Genomic DNA, 21,617 nt, shown 5'->3' with positions numbered 1-21,617 from the left:
TCAGGATGATGGACTGTGATCGCGCCCGTTGCCGCGCAGGATCGCCTGTCGACCCGATCCCGTGGATTTCAACGGGATCATCCCTTTGGCGGGGTCTCGGGGCAGAGCCCCGAGTCGGTGCGGTGGCCGGTCACCACCGCTCAGCCGGATCGGGGGTCACTTCGGGGACCGCGCGGCACGCGCGCCCGGTCGGTCCGGCAGCGGCTTCCGCATCGCCCCGGACGGTGCCGCCCCCGGCGGTCGGGATAGGCCGTCGCGCCCGGGGAATCGAACGTATCGATCGGCCGCACATCCGGCAGGGTCCGATCGTTTTCATAGACCAGACCGATATACGAACTTGGGACTTGGTTAATCCTAAATCTTGGCACGCTCTTAACGCGCCGCCGCCTAGGGTCGCCCCGCCGGTCGGTCCTGCTGCGCAGGCCTGGCCGACAGGGTCATTCTCGGCAGGAGCTTCGTCGATGCTCAGGTTCCTCGCGGCGCCCGCCGCCTGTCTGATCCTGTGCGGCGCCGCCGCCGCGCAGGACATGCCGGGGCTCGCAACCCTGGCGCCCCCCGATCTGATGCAGCCGAGCCTCGTTGCGCCTGAACGGGGAGCCGATACCGACCGCCCCGACGCCGGCCCGGCCGTGCCGGTCGGCGCCAGGGCCGGCCAGTCCCCCCTCGGGGCCCGCGCGGCACGCGGCGATCCGGGTGGGAAACAGGCGCTCGCCGACCTGAAGTCCGCGCCCGCCCGGCCCTGGTGCGCCCAGGATCGCCGGGTCGGGACCGGCGCCGGCTTCTGCCTGATCAACTGAGCCGGCCGGTCCGGCGCGGGGCTCACGAGGCCGCGTAGACCGAAACCTCGTCGAAGGTCTCGTCGGCCCCCGGCGCGTAGGCGAGGGAGGCGACGAGCAGCACCAGCACGGCCGCGCCGATCGCCGCGGCGACGAGCAGGCGCGTGAGGAGTTCCGCGTGCGCCCGGGCGGCATGGATCACCGCGCAACCGAGCACGAAGGCGCAGGCCTGCGCCGCCGGGCTCACGAGGGCCGGCGTCACCACCCGCCTCCGGGGCTCCGATCCCGGTCGATCCCGCCCATGGTCCCCTCCCCGGCCCGAACGGCCCATCTCCGGCGCGGTCCATCTCCGGCACGGTCCATGCCGCCGCCTTCGAGACGGCGGCTCGCCCTGCCGCGGCGACGGTACGATCCGGCTCGCCCGCCGCGCGACCCCAATATGGGGGACCCGGCCCCGCGGCCGGCGATCCGTCACGCGTTCGTGACCCGTCCGCGCAGGGTCACGCGGGCGTCGAATCCGGGGTCGCCAGCGCATAGGTGGCCTCGCCGACGCGGCGCAGGGGTCCGCCCGGGCCGGACCGCTTCCACAGGCGGGTGTTGAGGGCCGCCACGGGATCCCGGCCCGGCAGGGTGAAGCCCTGGGCCAGGAGGCGTTCCAGGATCTCGGCTGCGTGCAGCGGCCGGCCCGCCTGCGCGATCGCCGTGCAGGCGGCCTGGACCAGGGCCCGCCCGTAGCGCCGGGCACCGGCCGCATCCTCCGTGAAGGCCACGGCCGGCGGGACCGCCCCGCGCGTCTCCGCGGTCCCGGAGGATCCGCCGCCGGACGCGCGCCCCGCGATTGGCGGTGCGGGGAGCGGGACCGCGTCCGGCTCGGGCGCCGGACCATCGGCGGGGCCGGCACCCGGTTCGGGCGTCCGGTCGCGGGTCGCGGCCCCTGCCCCCAGGCGGCGGCCGAGGTCGCGGTACAGGATGAGGTCCGCGATGTCCCGATCGAGCGCCTCGCGCTGCCGGCGCAAGGCTTCGAGCCGCATCGCGATCTCGGCGTCGGACAATCCCATCGGCCATTCCCTCTCGTCGGAGGGAACATACACGCTTTCCATTCCTAGGGAACAGAGGTCGCTACCTTCCGTGCGGGCCTTCCAGAATATTCCTACCAGGCCGACCGGTCAGATAAAATATTCCATCGTGCTTGTCCGGTGCCCGGCCGGCCCACGGATCGAGCGCGGTCTGCCGCGCGTATCAGGGATCGCCGCCCGCCCGCCGGGCCGGTCCCTCAGCGCCGCGCCCGTATTCCCTTGGCCGCCGGCCGGGGCGGAACCAGCAGCGCGCTCGGATCGGCCGGGTGCAGGGTCAGGCCGCCGTCGTCCAGCATCATCGGCAGGCGGGGGAAGACCTCGCGCAGATGGGCGAGATCCGCCTTGAACGCCTGCCGGAAGCTGCGGATCGAGGCGTTCTCGGCGCCGAACTGCGCGTGGAGGTTGGACCATGTCAGCCGCAGCGGCCGCTGCAGGGACCGCAGCCGGTAGCCGGTCCAGAACAGGAGGTCGAGCTTGCGCGCCGAGCCCGAGAAGGCGCGGGCGGCCCGGACGTCGACCGGCAGGGCGTGCCGGATCAGGGTCTCGTAGAATTCCGGATCGAAGCGCACGGTGCGCCCCGCGGTGTCGTCGCCCTCGCCGGCGCGGGGGCGCCACAGTTCCAGGCTGCGGAACGGCGGGACGTTGAGGGTGGTGGCGCTGTCGCGCCCGTCCCAGAGGCCGATCTGCATGGAGCAGGCGGCCAGGCGGTTCAGCTGCTCCTTGAACTGGCGGATGGTGCCGCGCTCGCCGCCCGTGACCGCGAAGCCCATCTCGCGCATGAAGCCCGACAGGGTCTCGGCGACCTTCACGGTGGGGCTGCGCTGGCGCACCGCCTCGGTGCAGAGGTGGAGCAGCACCAGCCGGGCCTTCGGCCCGTAGGGCAGCCCCTGGGGCGTGAAGGCGCCGGTTTCGGGGTCCTTGATCCGTCCGGCGATCAGGCTGAGCGAGTTGCGCCCGTAGGTCCGCGAGAACTCGCGGACCGGCCCGGGGTCGCGGTAGGGCAGGCCGCACAGGGCCAGCACCGAGTGGATGTGCTGGAGGCTCGACGGCAGCGCCGGCTCGCTCTCGATCACGAGCCGCACGGCGTCGCGGCGGCGCTGGTCGCGCGAGAGGGCGGCGCGGCGGAGTTCCGCCTCCCCCAGGAGGGCGGCCTGTGCGTCCCGCTCGCGCTGGCGATGCAGGACGTGCTCGACGATCTGCGCGAACAGGAAGCCGCCGCGCGCCGCCTCGACCTCGGCCCGCAGGTCCGGATCGTGGATGTCGGCGATCTTCTCCTCGATGCCCATCGCCCCTCGGCCCGAATCGCACGGACGCGCGCCTTCCCGGCAGACGGGAGGGCGGCCCGATCCTGCCATGCCACGATTCGGCCGCCGAAGTCCGGGGGCGGTCCGGCTTGTCCCGGTAATCCCCGCTTCCCGCCCCGTTTCCCGGGGCCGCGGACAGCCGAGCGCGCAGACTTGCATACGGCCCGGATCGGTCGCCGCATCCGGCGCAGAGTTCGATACGGCCGGGGGTGCGCATTCCGTCCCCGCTATCCACCGCGCCCGGCTCGAATCCGCGCCGAATCGGATACGCCGCCGCGCAGACTCCGATACGCCGCCGTGCCGCGCCGGCGCAGACTCCGATACGTCCGGGCGCAGAGTTCGATGCGCGACCGCGCAGAGTTGGATACGAGAAACGGGCTCAATGCCCTGGCGCAGCTCACGAATTTCGCACCCATATAGCTTGCTGAACTGACTCTCTGAGAGATTCTTACAGATAATCTTCCTAGTTCGTCGGAGCTCGTTCGTTCTGACGAACGCACCTCTGGACGGGCACGTCTGCACATGGTTTCAAGGGAATATGCCGGTCTTGTCCACATTCCGGATCCGCCCGGGACCACGGCACGGCCGCATCCCCGCTCCCGACCCGGTCGCCCACGGGCGCCTTGACGCGGACCGCGCCGCCCGGTTTCTCGGGAGCGCCCGAGAGGGCGTTCAGAAAGGCCGAGCCGATGCCCCGCTTCCCGATCGCGTTCCGATGACGGACCGCCGCACCGACGGCCGTTCCCCCGAAGGCCGGCCGCCCCGCCCCCGTCCGTCCGGACCCCGGGGGCCGGGCACCCGGCCCGGGAACCGGTCCTTCACGAAGGGACCGCGGCGGGACCTCGACGACGACGGACCTGCGGTGCTCTACGGCTGGCATCCCGTGGTCCAGGCACTCGGCAACACGGCCCGCGGCCTGCATCGGCTGCTCGCCACCGAGAACGCGGCCGCGCGGCTGGAGGCGGAGTTCGGCGGCGCCCTGCGGATCACCCCGGAACTGGTCCGCCCGAGCGAGATCGGCCGGCTGCTCGGCCCGGACGCGGTCCACCAGGGCCTCTATCTCGAGGCGGAGCCCCTGCCCGCCCCCGGGCTCGACGACCTGCCGGCCGACGCCCTGTTGCTGGCCCTCGACCAGATCACCGACCCGCACAATGTCGGGGCCATCGTGCGCACCGCCGCGGCCTTCGGGGTGTCCGGCATCCTCACCACCGCGCGCCACGCGCCGGGCGCCACCGGGGTCCTGGCGAAATCCGCCTCCGGCGGGCTGGAGCACGTGCCGTTCGTGACCGTCCGGAACCTCGCCGAGGCGCTGATCGCCCTGGGCGAGCGGGGGTTCACGCGGGTCGGGCTCGATTCCGACGCGCCGGAGAGCCTCGACGCGCTGACGGTGGCCCGGCCGCTGGTGATCGTGCTGGGCGCCGAGGGCAAGGGCCTGCGCGAGCGCACCCGGGGCTGCTGCGACGTCCTGGCCCGGATCCCGTTCTCGGGGGCGATCCGCAGCCTCAACGTCTCGAACGCCGCCGCCATCACCCTCTACGCCCTGGGCCGGGCCTGAAACGTCGCGGAGCGGCGCGACGGGGTTCCGGGGCGTTGCGCCGGACACGTTCGGAAACACCAAACCGGCCGCGGACGCCGCTGTCCCGCCTAGGCAAACTCCTCAACCTTCCGTAGAACGGGTGGCGAGGGGGGCGTAGGCTCAGAGGCACGCGCCGGATGCTGGACGATGCGTTTACCTACGGGGGCTGGGCCTTCAGCCTCGTCGCCGTCGGCGTGTGGATCTGGCTCGCGCGCCGGGCCTTCCCGAACTTCGAATCCTTCGTGAGGGGGTTCGACGACGAATTGCAACTGGGCGCCAGTTCCGAGGAACGTGCGCGCAACGCGCGCTGGCATCAGGTCCGGCAGGCCGCAATGGCCCTGACGGCGGTGGCGGCCCTGTGCCTGTCGATCGGCTTCGCGATCCCCGACTGACCGGGGGCGCCGCGTCGAGCGTCGTCCCGGTTCCGATCAGTAGGCCGCGTCCTTGCTGTCCGCGGCGGCGCGGTCACGGCGCAGCAGGTAGATATCCATGATCCAGCCGTGCCGGCTGCGGGCCTCCGCCCGGATCCGGCGGATCTCGTCGCCCACGCTGCCCAGCCGGCCGGCGATCAGGATCTCGTCCGGGCCGCCGAGATAGGCGCCCCAGTGGATCGCCAGGTCCGGATCGAGATGGGCGAAACTCGGATCGCCGTCGAGCATCACCACGACGCTGTCGGCGCCGTCGGGCCAGCCGGCCGCGAGGCGCCGGCCGGTGGTGATCAGCACCGCGCCGCCGATGCCGTTCAGCGGCACCCCGTGGCGGGCGGCGAGCACCTGCACGCTGGACAGGCCGGGGATCACCGTGCGGGCGAAGGCCACGCGTCCGTGGGCGGCGATCCGGTCGAGGATCCGCAGGATGCTGTCGTAGAGGGCCGGGTCCCCCCAGACCAGGATCGCCCCGATCTGCCCGGCCCCGAGCTCCGCCGCGAAGGCCGCCTCCAGCCGCGCGGCCCGGGCCGCGTGCCAGGCCTCGACGGTGCTCCCGTAATCGGCCGGCCGGCGCTCCCGGGGCGGGTCCTCCACGGTGACGACCCGATGGGCTTTCCGGATATGGGCCGCGCAGATCCGTTTGCGGATCGCCACGAGGTCGGCGGTCTCGGCGCGCTTGTCGAGCACGAACACGACGTCGATGTCGGAGAGCGCCCGCACCGCCTGGAGGGTCAGGTGCTCGGGATCGCCGGTGCCGATCCCGATGACCCGGATCTGCCTGTCCTGCATGCGCAATCCCGGTTTCAAAGGGGCCCCGACCGTTTGCGGGTGCGGGGCTTGCGCCCCGATCACCCGCCGGAGGGGTCATGCCCTCTGGACGCCCATTTGGCCAGGATCGCCCGGGCGATGGTCAGGTCCTGCAGGGCGATGCCGGAGGAGTCGAACACCGTGATCGCCTCCGGATCGGTCCGGCCCCCCTCCCCGGCCCGGAGCACGTCGCCGATCGCCCGCAGGGCCGCCAGGGCGCGCGCGGAGGCGTGCTGGAACTCGCCGAGGGTGCGCGCCTGCTCCGGCAGGTCGCAGAACAGCTGCGCCCGCTCCAGCAGGGCGGGGGGCAGCTCCTGCTTGCCCGTCGCGTCCGCCCCCATGGCGGCGACATGCGTGCCGGGGCGGACCCACGCGTCCTCGAACAGCGGGGCGCGCGCCGGCGTCGCCGTGACGATCACGTCGGCGGCCGCGCAGGCCTCCCGGGCGGCGGCGGCCCGCACCGCGATCCCGGATCCCCCCTGCCCCGCCAAGCGCTCGGCGAAGCCCGCGACCTTGGCCGTGTCCCGGGCCACGACCAGGACCTGGCGGATCGGCAGCACCCGGGCGAGCGCCGCGCACTCGAACGCCGCCTGGTTTCCGGCCCCGAACACGGCGAGCACCGTGGAATCCGGACGGGCGAGGACGCTGGCCGCCACCGCGTCGGCGGCGGCGGTGCGGTAGGCGTTGACGCGGCCCGCCTCGATCACCGTGTCGATGCGGCCGACCGCCTGGTCGAACAGCAGGATCACCGAATTGTGCCGGGGCAGGCCCCGGTCCGGGTTGCCGGGCCAGAACGAGCCGACCTTCAGGCCCGCGTAACCGGCGGTCGAGCTCGACTTGATCGAGAACCGGTTGGCCGGCTCCGAGCCGTGCCCGAGCACCGCCGGGAACAGGGTGGTGCCCGGCGCCACCGCGGCGACCAGCGCCTCCCGGGCCGCCTCGAACGCCATGGCGTGATCGACCAGCGCCGCCGATTCGTCCTCCGAGATGAAGCGCATGACGTGAAGACCTCCAAAGTTAAGGTTTCAAAAGGTCGAGACCTTTTGCGGGTGCAGGGCAGAGCCCTGCCGCCGGGCTTCGCCCGGTATCGGGGCGCCGCCCCGATACCCCGCCAAAGGGCCGAAGGCCCTTTGGAAACCCATCTACAACGTCATGCCGCGGGCGGTGACCGGCCAGATCGCCTCGACCCGGCCGTTCCGCACGCCCACGTACCAGTCGTAGACGTTGACCGTCGGGTCGCAATGGCCGGGGATCAGCTTCAGGCGCTCGTTGAGCTTGAGGACGTTGCCGGGATCGCTGAGCACCCCGTGCTCGTCCGAGCACTTGATGTATTCGACGTCGTCCCGGCCGAAGACCTTCGGCAGGCCGCTGTCGATGCTCTGCGCCTTCAGGCCGGCATCGCAGATCGCGACATCCGCCTTCGCCTTGCTCATGATCGCCGTGTAGATGAACAGGCTGTTCTCGAAATCCGCGATCGGCCGGCCCTCGGCGTCCTTCACCCGCTGGTAATCCGCGTCCATGAAGACGTAGGAGCCGCATTGCAGCTCGTTGTAGACGCCGCTGCCGCCCTCCAGGGCGAAGCTGCCGGTCCCGGCCCCCGCCACGATGGCGCAGGCGAGACCCTCCGCCTTCAGCAGGTCGACGGTGCGCTTCGTGTCGTCGATCGCCGCCTGGATCAGGGCCCTGCGCTCGGCGTAGTCGCGCACGTGCTGGGCCTTGCCCTGATAGGCCTGCAGGCCCGCGAAGGTCAGCCCCGGCGCCGCCGCGATCTTTTTGGCGATCGCCACCGCGGGCGCGCCCGGGGCGACCCCGCAGCGGCCGGCGCCGACATCGATCTCCACGAGGCATTCGAGGGTGACGCCGTACGTCACGGCCGCCGCCGAGAGGGCGTCGACATTGCCGGAATCGTCGACGCAGACCAGGACCCGCGCCCGGGTCGCCAGCGCCGCCAGGCGCGCGATCTTCTTCGGCGCGGTCACTTGGTTGGAGACCAGCACGTCGCGGATGCCGGCGCTCACCAGGGCCTCGGCCTCGCTGACCTTCTGGCAGCAGATGCCGCAGGCGCCGCCCCGCTCGATCTGCATCACCGCGATGTCGGAGGATTTGTGGGTCTTGGCGTGGGCCCGGTGGCGCAGGCCGTGCTCCGTCATGAAGCGGCCGAGCGTGTCGATGTTGCGCTCGAGGGCGTCGAGATCGACCAGCAGGCAGGGGGTGTCGACCTCCTCGACCGGCATTCCGACGCTGGCGGGGATGTTGTTGCGCATGGGTGTTTCCTCCGGATCTGTATTGGCGGGTCCCGTCAGGGGGCGAGGCCCAGAAGCTCGGCGATGCGCGGCGTCGCCTTGATGCCGGTGCCGGTCAGCACCACCACGGTGGTCTCCCCGGGCCGGATCGCACCGCCGGCGGTGAGGTCGGTGAGCGCCGCCGCGGCCATCGCGCAGGTCGGCTCGACGTAGAGGCCCGAGCGGGCGAGCGCCATCAGGGCCGCCTCGATCGCGGCTTCGGAGACCGCCACGGTGCCGCCGCCGGACCGGCGCAGGGCCGCCAGCACCGCCCGGCCCCGGACGGGCTGGGCGATCGATGCGCCCTCGGCCAGCGTCGGGCGCGGGGTGACGGGCACGTAATCCGCGGCGCCGGCCGTGAACCCCGCGTGCAGGGGCGCGCAATGGGCGGGCTGAACCGCGTAGAGGCGGGGCAGGCGGGTGATCGCGCCCCGGCGCAGCAGCTCCGAGAAGCCGATGTCGCAGCCGAGCACGTTGCTGCCCGCGCCGCAGGGGATGATGACATTGTCGGGCGCGGAGAAACCCAGATCCTCCCAGAGCTCGTAGGCGAGGGTCTTGGTGCCCTGGAGGAAATGGGCCTGCCAATTGTGGCTGGCGTAGAAGATCGTGTCGGACTGCCGGATCGCGGCGTCGGCGGTGTCCTGGCGGGTGCCGGGGACCAGCTCGACCTCGGCGCCGACGGCGCGCATCTGCACGGTCTTGGCCGGGGAGGTCGAGGCCGGGACCAGGATCCTGGCCCGCATCCCGGCGGCGGCCGCGTAGGTCGCCACCGCGGCGCCGCCATTGCCCGAGGAATCCTCCAGCACCGCGTCGATCCCCTGCTGGCGCAGGATCGACAGCATCACGGACGCGCCGCGATCCTTGAAGCTGCCCGAGGGGGCGAACCATTCGAGCTTGAAATGGGCGTGGCCGCCCCGCCAGGGCCGGCGCACCAGCGGCGTGCAGCCCTCCCCGAGCGTGACCGGGTCGGCCACCGCCACCGGCAGCGCGGCGGCGTAGCGCCAGAGGGACCGCACCCCCGTGTCGATCGCGTCCCGGCCGATCCCCGGTAGGTCGGTGATCATCAGCGGGCCGCCCGAATCCGCCCGCCAGCGGGGCGTCTCGATCGGGTAGGTCTCCCGGGTGACGGGATCGAGATAGGCGGGGGGCGCGGGCATCGCGGCTCGGGTTCCGGGGCGTCTCGATGATAGAATACAAAATAATCTGGGGAAACGCGCCGTCCGTCCCCCCGAAAGGACGGCGCGTTTCATCCCGGTCCGGCCCCGTATGGCCGGCCCCGGACCGGGATCGTTTTCGCCGGTCGCCGCGCCGGCGCGGTGGTCAGGCCGCGAGCGGCAGGCTGGTCCCCTCCGGGGCGTGCGCGGCGGCGAGCGCCCCGGCGACGATCTCGGCGGTGGCGCCGGACAGCGTCCAGCCGAGATGGCCGTGCCCGGTGTTGTAGAAGACCCCCGGCAGGCGGCCCCGGCCGACCTTGGGCAGCATGTTCGGCAGCATCGGGCGCAGGCCGCTCCAGGCCACCACCCGGTCGGTGTCGACCAGCGGGAACTGCTCCCGGGTCCAATCGACCAGCGGCTGGATCCGGTCGTGGCGGATGTCGCGGTTGAAGCCGTTGAACTCGGCCGTGCCGGCGACCCGCAGGCGCGCGTCGCCGAGGCGGCTGGTGACGATCTTGGCCGCCTCGTCGAGGATGCTCACCTCGGGGGCCGCCCGCTGCGCCTCCGGCGTCATCAGGTTCACGGTGATCGAGTAGCCCTTCACCGGATAGACGTTGACCCGGTCCCCGAGCATCGCGGCGAAGTGCCGGCTGGCGCAGCCCGCGCAGATCACCACGGCGTCGACGTGCAGGACCTGCTGGGCGCCGGCCGGATGGTCGGCCTGCTGGCCCGCCTGCCGCCAGCCGACGGCGTAGCCCCCCTCCCCCGGCGCGATCGTCTCGACGGTGGCGTCCTGGATGAAGCGGACACCCTTGCGGGCGCAGGCGGCGGCGAGGCCGCGGGTGAACTTGTGGATGTCGCCGGTGGCGTCCGAGGGCGTGAAGAAGCCGCCGTGATAGGTCCCGGCGAGGGTCGGCTCGAGGGTGCGGATCTCCTCGGGGGTCACGGCGTGGCGCTCGAGCCCGCCCTCCCGCAGCAGGGCGTTGACGGCATGCGCCTTCTCGAAGCTCGCCCGGTCCCGGTAGAAATGCAGGATGCCGCGGGTCTTCAGGTCGAAATCGATGCCCTCCGCCTCCGCCATGGCGAACAGGGCCGCCCGCGCCTTCAGCGCCAGCCGCACGGTCTCGACGGTGTTCTCCCGGTAATGGGCGATCTCCCGCATGAACTCCGCCATCCAGGACAGCTTGTGCCAGGAGGGGGTGGGGTTCATCAGCAGCGGCGCGTCGCGGCGCAGCATCCACTGGACGCCGTGGAGCACGGTGGAGAGCTTGTTCCAGACCTCGGCGTTGCAGGCCGAGAGCTGGCCGCCATTGGCGAAGGAGGTCTCCATGGCGGCGTAGCGCTGCCGGTCGAGGACGGTGACGCGGTAGCCGCGCTGGGTGAGCGCGTAGGCGGTCGTCACGCCGGTGATGCCGGCGCCGATCACGGCGATATGGGTCATGGGTCGGGAACTCCGGAACGTCTGGACGCGGGAAGGCCGCCCTCACGCGGTCGGCCGGTTTTCGCGCCCCATCTGTCCCGATGCCTGAGAGCTTGATCCGCGCGGCCCTGGCAAGGCTCCACGCGAACGTCCCCTTCGGCGGGTGCCCACGGGTATCCCCGCTGCACCGCTCTCCAGATCGCCCTGACGACACGGTTCCGGTGCCTGAGAGTTTCCGGGGCGGTTGCTCCGTCGGCGCCGGGTCCCCCTCTGTGGGGCGATCCCGGTCTCTCCCGCATCGTCGCGATGGGCTGATCCCTCGATACGCCGATTCGGCCGCGCGGGAGAAGCCCGGATTCCCCGCATCCTGCCCGTTCGGCGGACAGCGGGTGCGTGCTGTCACCGGCCGGGAGCGATCCCGGCCGCCGGCCGTTGACGGAGGATCCCTCAGGAGACGCCCGATGCTCACCAGGACCGCGATCTACGAGGGCACGGTGCGCGACGGCCAGGACGAGGCGTTCTTCCGCCGGGTGCGGGCGGAGCTGGAGCCGTTCTGGCGGCGCTTCCCGGGGGTGACCGCGGTGCGGGTCCAGCGTCTCGTCTCCAAGGATCCCGACGCGCGGCCGATCGCCATGATCCTGGAGATGGATTTTTTGGACCAAGCGGCCCTCGACGCCTGCCTGGCCTCTTCGATCCGCCCGGAATCCCACGCCGCCACCGAGGCGGTGATGCAGATGTTCGACGGCCGGTTCTACCACCTCGTCAGCGAAGGCCGGACCCTGCCGCCGGCCGATTAGCGCATCGTTCCGGACATCCGGACATCCAGGCCCGGATCGGCCGCTATCCGTGGCGATGTGTTACCGATCATAAACCTATCAATACGAAAATACCGGTCGAAGTGACAAATCTCTGCGAGATCCAAACGACTGGCAATCGATTTTAAGTCCCTCGGCACAGGATCCCTCAAGACGAAATCCCACCGGTCTCAGGCGGCGGCGCGATGGCGAAGTGGATACCGGGCGCGGCCATCTTCGGCCTGCTGTGCCTGATGGTCATCCCGGCTCCCGGGATCTGGGGCGTTCTGATCGGCGCCGCCTGCGTGCTGGCGATCGTCGGCAGCCTGTGCATGCTGCTCCTGGACCGGACCGCGACCGCCATCCTCGCGTGGCGCGCCCGGGCCCGGCAGACGCGCGGGAACCGGGCCCGGGCGGTGCGGGCCGGTTTCGGGATGACCCGGAAGGTCTGACGGTCCGGCGGGGACTGGATTCGCCGTCCCATCGGTGCGAGGTCCCGGCGGCGGCGCGCCCAGGGTGCCGCGACGGCGCCACGACCAACCGGGACGGTCCGATGAAGCTCTTCTACTCCCCCGCCTCCCCCTATGCCCGCAAGGTGCTGGTCCTCGCCCACGAGACCGGGCTGATCGACCGGATCGAAGTCACGGCCGCCACGGCCTCCCCGACCGGCTCCGCCGCGGAGGTCGCCGCCCACAACCCGCTCGGCAAGATCCCCGCGCTGGTGCTGGAGGACGGCACCGCCCTCTACGACAGCCGGGTGATCTGCGAGTACCTCGACGGCCTCTCGGCCGGCCCGCGCCTGTTCCCCGAAGGCGCGGCCCGCTGGGACGCGCTGACCCGGCAGGCGCTCGCCGACGGCCTGCTCGATGCGGCGCTGCTGACCCGCTACGAGCGGGTGCTGCGCCCGGAGGCGCAGCGCTGGGAGTCCTGGGAGGCCGGCCAGACCGGCAAGATCGCGGCGGCGCTCGACCGGTTCGAGGCCCTGGTCGCCGGCATGCCGACCCTCGACATCGGCACGGTCGCGATGGCCTGCGCGCTCGGCTACCTCGACCTGCGCTTCCCCGACCTCGCCTGGCGCGCGGGGCGCCCGGCCACCGCCGCCTGGTACGCGGTCATCGAGGGCCGGCCCTCGATGACCGCCACGATCCCGAAGGGGTGAGGCGCCGGCAGAGGACTCCGCAGGGCCTGCGCCCTGCATCCGCAGGAGGTCCCCCGGATCGCTCGAAGCCAGGATCGGCCCCTACGGCCGGTCCTGGACCGCGTAGGGGTGGGACGAGGCGAGCGGGTCGGCGAAGAAGTCCTGGACCGTCCCGGCGCCGGTGCCGAAGGTGATGAGCAGGAAGCCGCCCGCCAGCGCCACGTTCTTCAGGAAATCCCAGAACAGCCCCCGGCCCGTGCCGCCGGACCAGAAGTCGCCCGGCACCCAGAACTGCTTCCAGAGCAGCGCCGTGACCCCGCAATAGCCGGCCAGCACGAAGGCGGCGGCCCGGTCGGCGGTGCCGGTCAGGATGCCCAGCGACATCCCGATCTCGACGCAGAGCCCGGCCAGGATCAGCGCCGTGGCGGGCGCGGTGGCGTGCACCGCCTCGCGCGCCTGCCCGACCGCCCCCCTGAAGTTCAGGATCTTGTCGAGGGCGCTGAACGGCAGGAACAGCAGCACGAGGAGCAGGCGAACGCCGAATGCGATCGCGACGCTGAGGCTGGCCATGGGCGTGACACGCTTCCCGATCCGGCCCTGCGGCCCGTTGCTCATCTAGCGTGCGTTCCGCCGAAGGGGATGCCGGTTCGGCGCAAGAAAGCACGTTCCGACACGGAGCCGGAGCCGTTCCCCGTCGCAACGCGGCCGGGGGCGGCTCTGCGCAGCGTCCCGAAAGGTGGCCCCCCGCGATGATCCGCGCGCGCCACCGAAGCGGGCACCGGCCCGGTCAGGCCGCCCGCACCCGGGTCAGGAAGCCGCCCACGGCCTCGCGCAGGGCGCCCGCCTGCCGGGAGAGGTCGCCCGCTGCCTGCAGCACCTGGGCCGAGCCCTGGCTCGCGGTGTTCGCCGCCGTGCCGACCCCCGCCATGTGGCCCGAGACTTCGCGGGTGTCCTGCGAGGTCTGCGCGGTGGTCCGGGCGATCTCGGCGGTGGCCGCGCCCTGCTGCTCCACCATGGCGGCGATCTCGGCGCCGATCCGGGCGAGGGTGCGGATCACCTCGGTGATGCCGCCGATGGACCGGACCGAGGCCTCCGTGGAGTCGGTGATCTCCGCGACCTTGGCGGTGATCTCCCCGGTGGCCCTGCCGGTCTGCTCGGCGAGGTGCTTCACCTCGGCGGCGACCACCGCGAAGCCGCGGCCGGCCTCCCCGGCGCGGGCCGCCTCGATGGTGGCGTTGAGCGCCAGCAGGTTGGTCTGCCCGGCGATCTGCGAGATCATCGCGACGATCTCCCCGATGCTGCCGGCCGCCGCGGCGAGGCGCCGGACCTCCCCGGCCATGCCGTCGGCGTCCCGGGTCGCGGAGGCCGCGAGATCGGCCGAGGCCCCGACCTGCACGCCGATCTCCCGCACCGAGGCGGTGAGTTCCTCGGTGGCCGCCGCGACCGTATCGGCGGAGTGCGCGGCCGAATCCGCCGTCCCGGCCACCGCCCGGCTGAGGTCGGTGGTGTCCTGGGCGGCCCGGGCCATGCCGTGCGCGGAGGCCTCCAGCTGGGCGGCGGCGGCCGAGACCCCCTCGACGATGCCGCCGACCTGGCGCTCGAAGCTGTCGGCGAGGCCGAGCGCGGCCTGGCGCCGGGCGGCGTCGGTCTCGGAGGCGCGCCGCTCCTGCGCGGCCCGGGCCGCGCGGCGCTCGGCGACGCTGTCGCGGAACGTCAGAGCGGCCGCGGCGATCGCCCGGACCTCCTGGGGGCCGCCCGTGGGGATGTCCAGATCGGCGTCCATCCCCTCCTCCCGGCCGATCGCCGCCAGCACCCGGGCCATCCGGGCGAGCGGCCGGGCGATGGCCGTGCCGAGCCAGACCGCGAGGCCGGCCGAGAGGGCGAACAGGGCGAGGCCCCCGGCGGCCCAGAGGGTCAGCATCCGGTCGGCCCCGGCGCGCACGGCGCCGGCGGCGGCCACCAGATCGGCGGTCAGCCGGTCCTCCATGCCCTTCAGGGCATCGATGCGCTGCGTGGCGAGGCGGAACCAGGCGGGGGCGTCGCGGAAGGCGAGGGCCGCGCCCGGCATCGTCTCCTGGGCGGCCTGGCGCAAGCGCGCGACCTCCCGGGCCGGCTCCGTCGCCTCGGCGGCGTCGAGCAGGGCCGCCTGCCCGGCCCCGGCCCCGGCCCGGAACAGGCCCGCATAGGTCGCCTGCTCGGCCGAGAGGGTGACGAGCCGGCGGGCGGCCGCGAGGTCGAGGCTCCCGGACGCGAAGGCCGCCGAGGCGGCCGCCCGCTCCTGGCCGGCGGCCTCCTTCAAGGCCAGGAAGGCCGCGTAGGCGTTCGCCCGGGCGGCGAGGCCGGCCTCGTCGATCACCCCGCCCATCTCGCGCACGAGCCCCAGCCCCTCGCCGATCAGGCCGGTATAGAACGCCGCCGCCTGGGGCACGCCCGGCGTCAGGGCGTCCACCGCCCGGCGCTGCGCCGGGAGCCCGGCGAGCACCCGCGTGAAACCCGACCCGCGCGCCGCGAAGGCCGGGCCGAAGCCCGTCGCCGCCGCCATGGCCTCGGGCAGGCCGGCGAGCGCCGCATCGGTGCGCCCGCGCTGGGCCGCGAGTTCGGGCCCGAACTGCGCCCCCTTCGCGCCCAGGAACAGGCTGGAGGCACCGCGCTCGCGCTGGGCCTCGTGCACGAAGGCGCTGATCCGGGAGGCGAGGCCGACGAGGGTCTCCACCCGGTCCATCTCGACGCGCCGCGCCCACTGGTCCGACACCGCTAGGCCCGCCGCCGCTGCGAAGGCCAGGGTCGGAGCGAGCGCCACCACCAGGATGCGGGCGCGGAGGGAGGAGAGGACGGGCATTGCGGCGGTCTCGGGTCTTGGCAGCTTCAGAACGCCCGATGTCGCCGCATTTGGTAAAGGTCCGGTTTACCAAGGCGATCGGCGATCTCTGTAGGTCTACATTCGGTCGGCGTTCTGATCAGCATCGGTGACTTCGACAGACGGATAGATAAAGATGTTTGCATTGAATATAGCTGTGCTGAAGGTGAGAAAAGCTTGTCGGCGGTGTATTAAACCACTGGTTGTGATGTGGCGTAGATTTTCCGCGTGGCCAGACCGTCCGCCGCCATCTCGCGCAGCGGCGTCGTGATCCTGTTCGACCGGGCGCGCATGCCGGGTTGACCCGGGCCGCCTGCGCGCCATCCTGGGTGAGCATCACGGGCGGATCGACGCCGCGACCCTCCGGCACCCCCGGGCGCGCCGAGGGCGCGATCGTGTACCGGGCTTTGTGGCGTGAGGGGAACGCGATGGCCGAGGCGGATCCGGGAACCGGCATCTTCGACCTGGCGGCGCTGGCGGCGGCTTTGCCGGACAGCGCGGCGACGCTCCTGGTCGACACCTACCTGACCGACCGGGCGGCGGCGAGCGCCCGGGTGTTCCGGGTCTATCGGCCGACCCCGCCGCATTACCATGCCACCTGCGACGAGTACCTCTACTGTCTCTCGGGCCGGGGCCGGGTCTGGCTGGGCGACCCGGCCGCCGTGACGGCGTTCGGCCCCGGCCAGCTGCTGTTCTTCGAAAAGGGCACGGTCCACGCGATGCCGGAGCTCGACCCCGGGGAACCGGTGGTGTTCCTGTCGATCGACACGCCCCGGCGGGCGCCCACCGACATCGTGTTCGTGAACCCGGAGGACGGCAGCCCCGCGACCTTCATGGCGCGCAACGCCGGGGCTTGAGCCTCAGACCCGCAGGGACCGCCCGGCCGCCGCCACGCCCAGGAGCAGGGCCGCCACGATCAGGAACGCCGCGGGCAGGCCGAGCGCCTGCGCCACGAAGCCGATCAGGGCCGGGCCCGCCAGCACCCCGGCATAGCCGAGCGTCGTCACCGCCGGCACCGCCACGCGCGCGGGCATCGCGGTCTGGCGGCCGGCCGCCGTGAACAGGACCGGGACGATGTTGGCGCAGCCCGCCCCGACCAGGGCGTAGCCGGCGAGCGCCGCCTCCCAGGCCGGGACCAGGACCGAGAGCGCGAGGCCGGCCGCCGCCAGGAGCCCGCCGAGCACGACCACCCGCCGCCGGCCGAGCCGGGCCACGATCCGGTCGCCCGCGAGCCGCCCGGCCGTCATGGTCACCGAGAAGGCCGCGTAGCCGAGCGCCGCCCAGGCGGGGTCGAGCCCGCGCTGCTGGATCAGGAACACGGCGCTCCAGTCGAGGGCCGAGCCCTCGGTGAGGAACACCACGAAGCAGAGCAGGCCGAGCACCAGCACCGGGCCGCGGGGCAGCGCGAAGGCGGGTCCGCCGCCGCCTGCTCCGTCCGCCGGCAGGATGCCGGGCCAGGAGGCCGCGAACAGGGAAGCGAGGCCGGCGACCAGGAGCAGCACGCTCCGATCCGCGCCGATCCCGGCAGCCAGCAGGCCGCTGGCGATGAGCGCCCCCAGGATGCAGCCGAGGCTGTAGAGGCCGTGGAAGCCCGACATCATCGGCCGGCCTCCGGCGCGCTCCACCGCCACCGCCTGCAGGTTCATGACGCAATCCACCGTCCCCATCCCGGCCCCGAACAGCAGCAGCGCCCCGGTGAGCGGCACGAGCCCCGAGGCCGTGGCCAGCACCGGCAGGGCGAGGCCGAGGGCCAGCGTCCCGGCGAGCAGGACCGGCCGGAAGCCGAGCCGCGAAGCCGCCGCCCCGGCGCTCGGCATCGCCAGGATCGAGCCGATGCCGAAGGTGAGGAGCAGCAGGCCGAGCCCCGCCGCGTCGAGGCCGGCGCGGGCCTTCACCAGCGGCACCAGGGGCGCCCAGGTGGCATTGGCGATGCCGACGATCAGGAACAGCAGCCGGGTGGACAGGCGCTGCCGGCCGGCGGCCCGGTCCTCGGCTCCGCCGCGGGCGGCCGGGGCGGTCAGGTCGAGCGTCGGCATCGGCACCAGCGGTCAGGAGGGTCTGGGGGCGGAACGGAAAAGCGCGCGCCGAAATCAGTCCGACGCGACGTGGGGCCTTGGCTGCTGCTGCGCAACATGGCGGATGGGTTGGGCCATACCGCTTTGGTTGCGCTCTCCGTCATCACGCGCGCAGCGAAGTGACCCCGGGCAGCGCGACACCGGGAAGCGTAGCGCCGACTGGATTGCTTCGCTTCGCTCGCAACGACGGTTGCCTTTCACCGCGTGGTTGCCGACGTACGCGTTTCGTTCTAGCAAGGGCGGCATATGACGGGCCTGCGTCCCGCCGGCCCCCACCTTGCCGTCGGCCCCCTCGGGCTCGACATGTGTCGGAGCGGCGGCTGGCCCGCGCGCGAATCCGATCCGGAATCCGATCCGACTGCGTCGACGCCTCGAAAGACCGCTGCCCTCATGGCCAAAGCCCAAGCTGGAAGTCGTGCCGCAAGCCGCGCCGGTGCTGCTCCGAAAGCCGCCGCCCCGGCACCTTCCAAGACGGCTCCAAAGGCGCCCTCCAAGACCCCCGTCGCTGCCAAGACCCCCGTCGCTGCCAAGACCCCCGAGCGCAAGGCACCCCAGCCCAAGCCCGACCGCGCCGGGTCCGAAAAAAGGCGCCCGGCCCGGCCCGGCGCGGCCGCGGAGGCCGCCACCGACGCCAAGCTGGAGGCCCTGTTCGACGCCGCGCCGACGCCCGACCTGGACCGGCGGGTCATCGCGGTCCGGGGCGCCCGGGAGCACAACCTCAAGAACGTCGACCTGACGATCCCCCGGGACAAGCTCGTGGTCTTCACCGGGCTCTCGGGCTCGGGCAAGTCGTCGCTCGCCTTCGACACGATCTACGCCGAGGGGCAGCGCCGCTACGTCGAGTCGCTCTCGGCCTATGCCCGCCAGTTCCTGGAGATGATGTCCAAGCCCGATGTCGACCAGATCGACGGGCTCTCGCCGGCGATCTCCATCGAGCAGAAGACGACCTCCAAGAACCCCCGCTCCACCGTGGGCACGGTCACCGAGATCTACGACTACATGCGCCTGCTCTGGGCGCGAGTCGGCATCCCCTATTCGCCCGCCACCGGCCTGCCGATCGAGAGCCAGACCGTCCAGCAGATGGTCGACCGGGTGCTGGAGCTGCCGGAGAAGACCCGGCTCTACCTGCTCGCCCCGGTGGTCCGCGGGCGGAAGGGCGAATACCGCAAGGAAATCGCCGAGTACCAAAAGAAAGGCTTTCAGCGGCTGCGCATCAACGGCGAATATTACGCGATCGACGACGTGCCGAAGCTCGACAAGAAGTTCAAGCACGACATCGACGTGGTGGTCGACCGGATCGTGGTCCGGGCCGACATCGCCGCGCGGCTGGCCGATTCCTTCGAGACGGCGCTGGAACTCGCCGACGGGATCGCCGAGATCGTGTTCGCCGACGTCCCCGAGGGCGAGACGCCCCGGACCATCACCTTCTCGTCGCGCTTCGCCTGCCCGGTCTCGGGCTTCACCATCGCGGAGATCGAGCCGCGGCTGTTCTCGTTCAACAACCCGTTCGGCGCCTGCCCGACCTGCAGCGGCATCGGCCACGAGATGCGGATCGACCCCGAACTGGTGATCTCCGATCCGGCCCTGAGCCTGAAGCGCGGCGCGGTCGGCCCCTGGGCGAAGTCGACCTCGCCCTATTACGGCCAGACCCTCGACGCGCTGGCCGAGCATTACGGCTTCAAGACGAGCGTGCCCTGGCAGGGCCTGCCGGAGGCGGCCCGCGCCATCGTGCTGTACGGATCGGGCAGCCAGGCGGTCCGCTTCGCCTACGACGACGGGTTGCGCAAATACACGGTCAACAAGCCGTTCGAGGGCGTGATCCCGAACCTGGAGCGCCGCTACAAGGAGAGCGATTCCGACGCGGTGCGCGAGGAGATCGGGCGCTTCATGAGCGAGACGCCCTGCGCGGCCTGCGGCGGCAAGCGCCTCAAGCCCGAGGCCCTCGCCGTGAAGATCGCCATGGCCGACATCGCCGACGCGACCGCGCTCTCGGTCTCCGAGGCGCACCGCTGGTTCTCGGACTTGCCGGACAAACTCACGCCGAAGCAGAACGAGATCGCGGTCCGGATCCTGAAGGAAATCCGCGACCGCCTGAGTTTTCTGGTGGATGTCGGCCTCGAATACCTGACGCTCGCCCGGGGCTCCGGCTCGCTCTCCGGCGGCGAGAGCCAGCGGATCCGCCTCGCCTCGCAGATCGGCTCCGGGCTCACCGGGGTGCTCTACGTGTTGGACGAGCCCTCGATCGGCCTGCACCAGCGCGACAACGAGCGCCTGCTAGGCACGCTCAAGCGCCTGCGCGACCTCGGCAATTCGGTGATCGTCGTCGAGCACGACGAGGACGCGATCCTGCAGGCCGATTACGTGGTCGATGTCGGCCCGGGCGCCGGCATCCACGGCGGCGAGATCATCGCGCAGGGGACGCCCGCCGAGGTGCTGGCCAACCCGGCCTCGCTCACCGCCCAATACCTCACGGGCAAGATGTCCGTGCGCACGCCGACCGCGCGTCGCAAGGGCCGGAAGGGCAAGCTCGGCCTGTTCGGCGCACGGGGCAACAACCTCAAGGACGTGGATGTCGAGATCCCGCTCGGCACCTTCACCTGCATCACCGGCGTCTCGGGGGGCGGGAAGTCGACCCTGGTGATCGACACCCTGTACAAGGCCGTCGCAAAAAAACTGAACGGCGCGCTGGAGCACCCGGCCCCCTACGGCCGGCTGGAGGGGCTGGAGCACCTCGACAAGGTCATCGACATCGACCAGTCGCCGATCGGGCGCACGCCGCGCTCGAACCCCGCCACCTATATCGGCGCGTTCACGCCGATCCGCGACTGGTTCGCGGGCCTGCCGGAGGCCAAGGCGCGGGGCTACCAGCCCGGCCGCTTCTCGTTCAACGTCAAGGGCGGGCGCTGCGAGGCCTGCTCGGGCGACGGCGTGATCAAGATCGAGATGCACTTCCTGCCCGACGTCTACGTCACCTGCGACGTCTGCAAGGGCAAGCGCTACGACCGCGAGACCCTGGAGGTGAAGTACCGCGGCAAGTCCATCGCCGACGTGCTCGATTCCACCGTCGAGGAGGCGGCCGAACTGTTCAAGGCGGTGCCGGCGATCCGCGAGAAGCTCGAGACCCTCAAGCGCGTCGGCCTGCACTACGTCCATGTCGGCCAGCAGGCCACCACCCTGTCGGGGGGCGAGGCCCAGCGGGTGAAGCTGTCCAAGGAGCTGTCGAAGCGCGCCACCGGCCGCACCCTCTACATCCTCGACGAGCCGACCACCGGCCTGCACTTCCACGACGTCGCCAAGCTGATGGAGGTGCTCCACGAGCTCGTGGACCAGGGCAACACGGTGGTGGTGATCGAGCACAACCTCGAAGTGATCAAGACCGCCGATTGGGTGATCGACATGGGTCCCGAGGGCGGCAACGGCGGCGGCCGGGTGGTGGCCCAGGGCACCCCGGAGGAGATCGCCCGGTCGACGGCGAGCCATACCGGCCGGTTCCTGCGCGCGGTGCTGGAGCGGCGTCCCGCCCGCCGCAGCGCCGCCGAGTAGCCCACCGGGTAGCCCGCCGCGTCACCCGCCCGGTCGCCTGCGACGCGCGGATCCGGTGGCGCAGGGTGCTCCGACCCGGCAGGTTTTGCCGGGTGGCAGCCGGATCCGGTCCGCATCCGGGGTGATTCGAGCCGTCCTGCCGCCGTCCGGACCCGGCGCCGGCGCGTCCGGACGCGGATTTCGGCCGCCTCCGGGCCCGCAGGGTCGGCGCGCCCCATGCCCGATCGCCCCCCTCGGGCTTGCCGGTTTCTCCCGCGAACCGCGGCGCCAACAGCTTGACCATTCAACGATATTCTTCCGGATGGGACGCTCCGCGCCGGTCCTGTGGACAGTGTTGCATCGCCGCAAAAATGCGGCTTTTGCGCAACGGTTCGGCCGGTTGTGCCG

At 72.2% G+C, this 21,617-nt stretch carries 19 protein-coding genes and 2 riboswitches; of the genes, 8 read left to right on the top strand and 11 right to left on the bottom strand.

Annotated features, from left to right (window positions below; genetic code table 11):
- Nucleotides 1-461: 461 nt before the first annotated feature.
- Nucleotides 462-797, top strand: a complete 336-nt coding sequence (locus AC3IF1_RS18080) for a hypothetical protein (RefSeq protein ID WP_489218728.1) — start codon at nt 462-464, stop codon at nt 795-797.
- Nucleotides 798-819: 22 nt separating this feature from the next.
- On the opposite strand, the gene AC3IF1_RS18075 is transcribed toward AC3IF1_RS18080, so the two are convergent.
- The 3 genes from AC3IF1_RS18075 to AC3IF1_RS18065 all read right to left on the bottom strand — a co-directional run bounded on the left by AC3IF1_RS18075 (nt 820) and on the right by AC3IF1_RS18065 (nt 3,138).
- A complete protein-coding gene (locus tag AC3IF1_RS18075) occupies nt 820-1,038 on the bottom strand; it encodes a hypothetical protein (protein WP_243968822.1) in 219 nt (72 codons plus the stop codon).
- A 238-nt stretch (nt 1,039-1,276) separates the two neighbouring features.
- Nucleotides 1,277-1,834, bottom strand: a complete 558-nt coding sequence (locus tag AC3IF1_RS18070) for a hypothetical protein (RefSeq protein ID WP_489218727.1) — start codon at nt 1,832-1,834, stop codon at nt 1,277-1,279.
- Nucleotides 1,835-2,049: 215 nt separating this feature from the next.
- On the bottom strand, nt 2,050-3,138 hold the full coding sequence (locus AC3IF1_RS18065) for a replication protein RepA (protein ID WP_243968818.1): 1,089 nt from the start codon (nt 3,136-3,138) through the stop codon (nt 2,050-2,052).
- A gap of 733 nt (nt 3,139-3,871) precedes the next feature.
- On the opposite strand from AC3IF1_RS18065, the gene AC3IF1_RS18060 reads away from it, so the two are divergent.
- Together AC3IF1_RS18060 and AC3IF1_RS18055 are read left to right on the top strand one after the other, a co-directional pair.
- Nucleotides 3,872-4,711: a TrmH family RNA methyltransferase gene (locus tag AC3IF1_RS18060; RefSeq protein ID WP_489218726.1), complete on the top strand. Its 840-nt coding sequence runs from the start codon at nt 3,872-3,874 to the stop codon at nt 4,709-4,711.
- Between the two features lie 158 nt (nt 4,712-4,869).
- A complete protein-coding gene (locus AC3IF1_RS18055; protein WP_489218725.1) occupies nt 4,870-5,124 on the top strand; it encodes a hypothetical protein in 255 nt (84 codons plus the stop codon).
- Nucleotides 5,125-5,160: 36 nt separating this feature from the next.
- On the opposite strand, the gene cobF is transcribed toward AC3IF1_RS18055, so the two are convergent.
- From cobF to AC3IF1_RS18030, 5 genes are all read right to left on the bottom strand, one after another.
- Nucleotides 5,161-5,949 carry a precorrin-6A synthase (deacetylating) gene (gene cobF / locus AC3IF1_RS18050; RefSeq protein ID WP_489218724.1) on the bottom strand — a complete coding sequence of 263 codons (789 nt, stop codon included), beginning with the start codon at nt 5,947-5,949 and terminating at the stop codon, nt 5,161-5,163.
- Between the two features lie 59 nt (nt 5,950-6,008).
- Nucleotides 6,009-6,965 carry an ornithine cyclodeaminase family protein gene (locus AC3IF1_RS18045; protein ID WP_489218723.1) on the bottom strand — a complete coding sequence of 319 codons (957 nt, stop codon included), beginning with the start codon at nt 6,963-6,965 and terminating at the stop codon, nt 6,009-6,011.
- Between the two features lie 144 nt (nt 6,966-7,109).
- On the bottom strand, nt 7,110-8,231 hold the full coding sequence (locus AC3IF1_RS18040) for a DSD1 family PLP-dependent enzyme (protein ID WP_489218722.1): 1,122 nt from the start codon (nt 8,229-8,231) through the stop codon (nt 7,110-7,112).
- Between the two features lie 35 nt (nt 8,232-8,266).
- A complete protein-coding gene (locus tag AC3IF1_RS18035) occupies nt 8,267-9,406 on the bottom strand; it encodes a threonine synthase (RefSeq protein WP_489218721.1) in 1,140 nt (379 codons plus the stop codon).
- Between the two features lie 163 nt (nt 9,407-9,569).
- A complete protein-coding gene (locus AC3IF1_RS18030; RefSeq protein WP_489218720.1) occupies nt 9,570-10,844 on the bottom strand; it encodes a D-amino acid dehydrogenase in 1,275 nt (424 codons plus the stop codon).
- 70 nt (nt 10,845-10,914) lie between these two features.
- Nucleotides 10,915-11,023, bottom strand: a riboswitch (glycine riboswitch).
- Between the two features lie 3 nt (nt 11,024-11,026).
- A riboswitch (glycine riboswitch) is annotated at nt 11,027-11,129 on the bottom strand.
- A gap of 155 nt (nt 11,130-11,284) precedes the next feature.
- On the opposite strand from AC3IF1_RS18030, the gene AC3IF1_RS18025 reads away from it, so the two are divergent.
- The 3 genes from AC3IF1_RS18025 to AC3IF1_RS18015 all read left to right on the top strand — a co-directional run bounded on the left by AC3IF1_RS18025 (nt 11,285) and on the right by AC3IF1_RS18015 (nt 12,776).
- Nucleotides 11,285-11,620, top strand: coding sequence for a hypothetical protein (locus AC3IF1_RS18025; RefSeq protein ID WP_489218719.1), 336 nt, complete (start codon nt 11,285-11,287; stop codon nt 11,618-11,620).
- Between the two features lie 203 nt (nt 11,621-11,823).
- On the top strand, nt 11,824-12,069 hold the full coding sequence (locus AC3IF1_RS18020; RefSeq protein ID WP_489218718.1) for a hypothetical protein: 246 nt from the start codon (nt 11,824-11,826) through the stop codon (nt 12,067-12,069).
- Nucleotides 12,070-12,170: 101 nt separating this feature from the next.
- Nucleotides 12,171-12,776 (top strand): glutathione S-transferase, encoded by a 606-nt coding sequence (locus AC3IF1_RS18015; RefSeq protein WP_489218717.1) that lies wholly within the window; start codon nt 12,171-12,173, stop codon nt 12,774-12,776.
- Between the two features lie 81 nt (nt 12,777-12,857).
- On the opposite strand, the gene AC3IF1_RS18010 is transcribed toward AC3IF1_RS18015, so the two are convergent.
- Together AC3IF1_RS18010 and AC3IF1_RS18005 are read right to left on the bottom strand one after the other, a co-directional pair.
- Nucleotides 12,858-13,325, bottom strand: coding sequence for a DoxX family membrane protein (locus AC3IF1_RS18010; RefSeq protein ID WP_313900856.1), 468 nt, complete (start codon nt 13,323-13,325; stop codon nt 12,858-12,860).
- 217 nt (nt 13,326-13,542) lie between these two features.
- Entirely contained in the window at nt 13,543-15,594 is a 2,052-nt protein-coding gene (locus AC3IF1_RS18005) for a methyl-accepting chemotaxis protein (RefSeq protein ID WP_489218716.1), read from the bottom strand.
- A 446-nt stretch (nt 15,595-16,040) separates the two neighbouring features.
- On the opposite strand from AC3IF1_RS18005, the gene AC3IF1_RS18000 reads away from it, so the two are divergent.
- Entirely contained in the window at nt 16,041-16,469 is a 429-nt protein-coding gene (locus AC3IF1_RS18000) for a cupin domain-containing protein (RefSeq protein WP_489220414.1), read from the top strand.
- A 3-nt stretch (nt 16,470-16,472) separates the two neighbouring features.
- On the opposite strand, the gene AC3IF1_RS17995 is transcribed toward AC3IF1_RS18000, so the two are convergent.
- On the bottom strand, nt 16,473-17,648 hold the full coding sequence (locus AC3IF1_RS17995) for an MFS transporter (protein ID WP_243968866.1): 1,176 nt from the start codon (nt 17,646-17,648) through the stop codon (nt 16,473-16,475).
- A 429-nt stretch (nt 17,649-18,077) separates the two neighbouring features.
- Between AC3IF1_RS17995 and uvrA the strand changes: the two genes are divergently transcribed.
- Nucleotides 18,078-21,230 (top strand): excinuclease ABC subunit UvrA, encoded by a 3,153-nt coding sequence (uvrA, locus tag AC3IF1_RS17990; protein WP_489218715.1) that lies wholly within the window; start codon nt 18,078-18,080, stop codon nt 21,228-21,230.
- Nucleotides 21,231-21,617 lie beyond the last annotated feature (387 nt).

It is taken from the genome of Methylobacterium sp. E-012 (assembly GCF_057836545.1).
The sequence above is the reverse complement of the archived record's forward strand: the minus strand, read 5'-3'. Positions and strand labels throughout refer to the sequence as shown.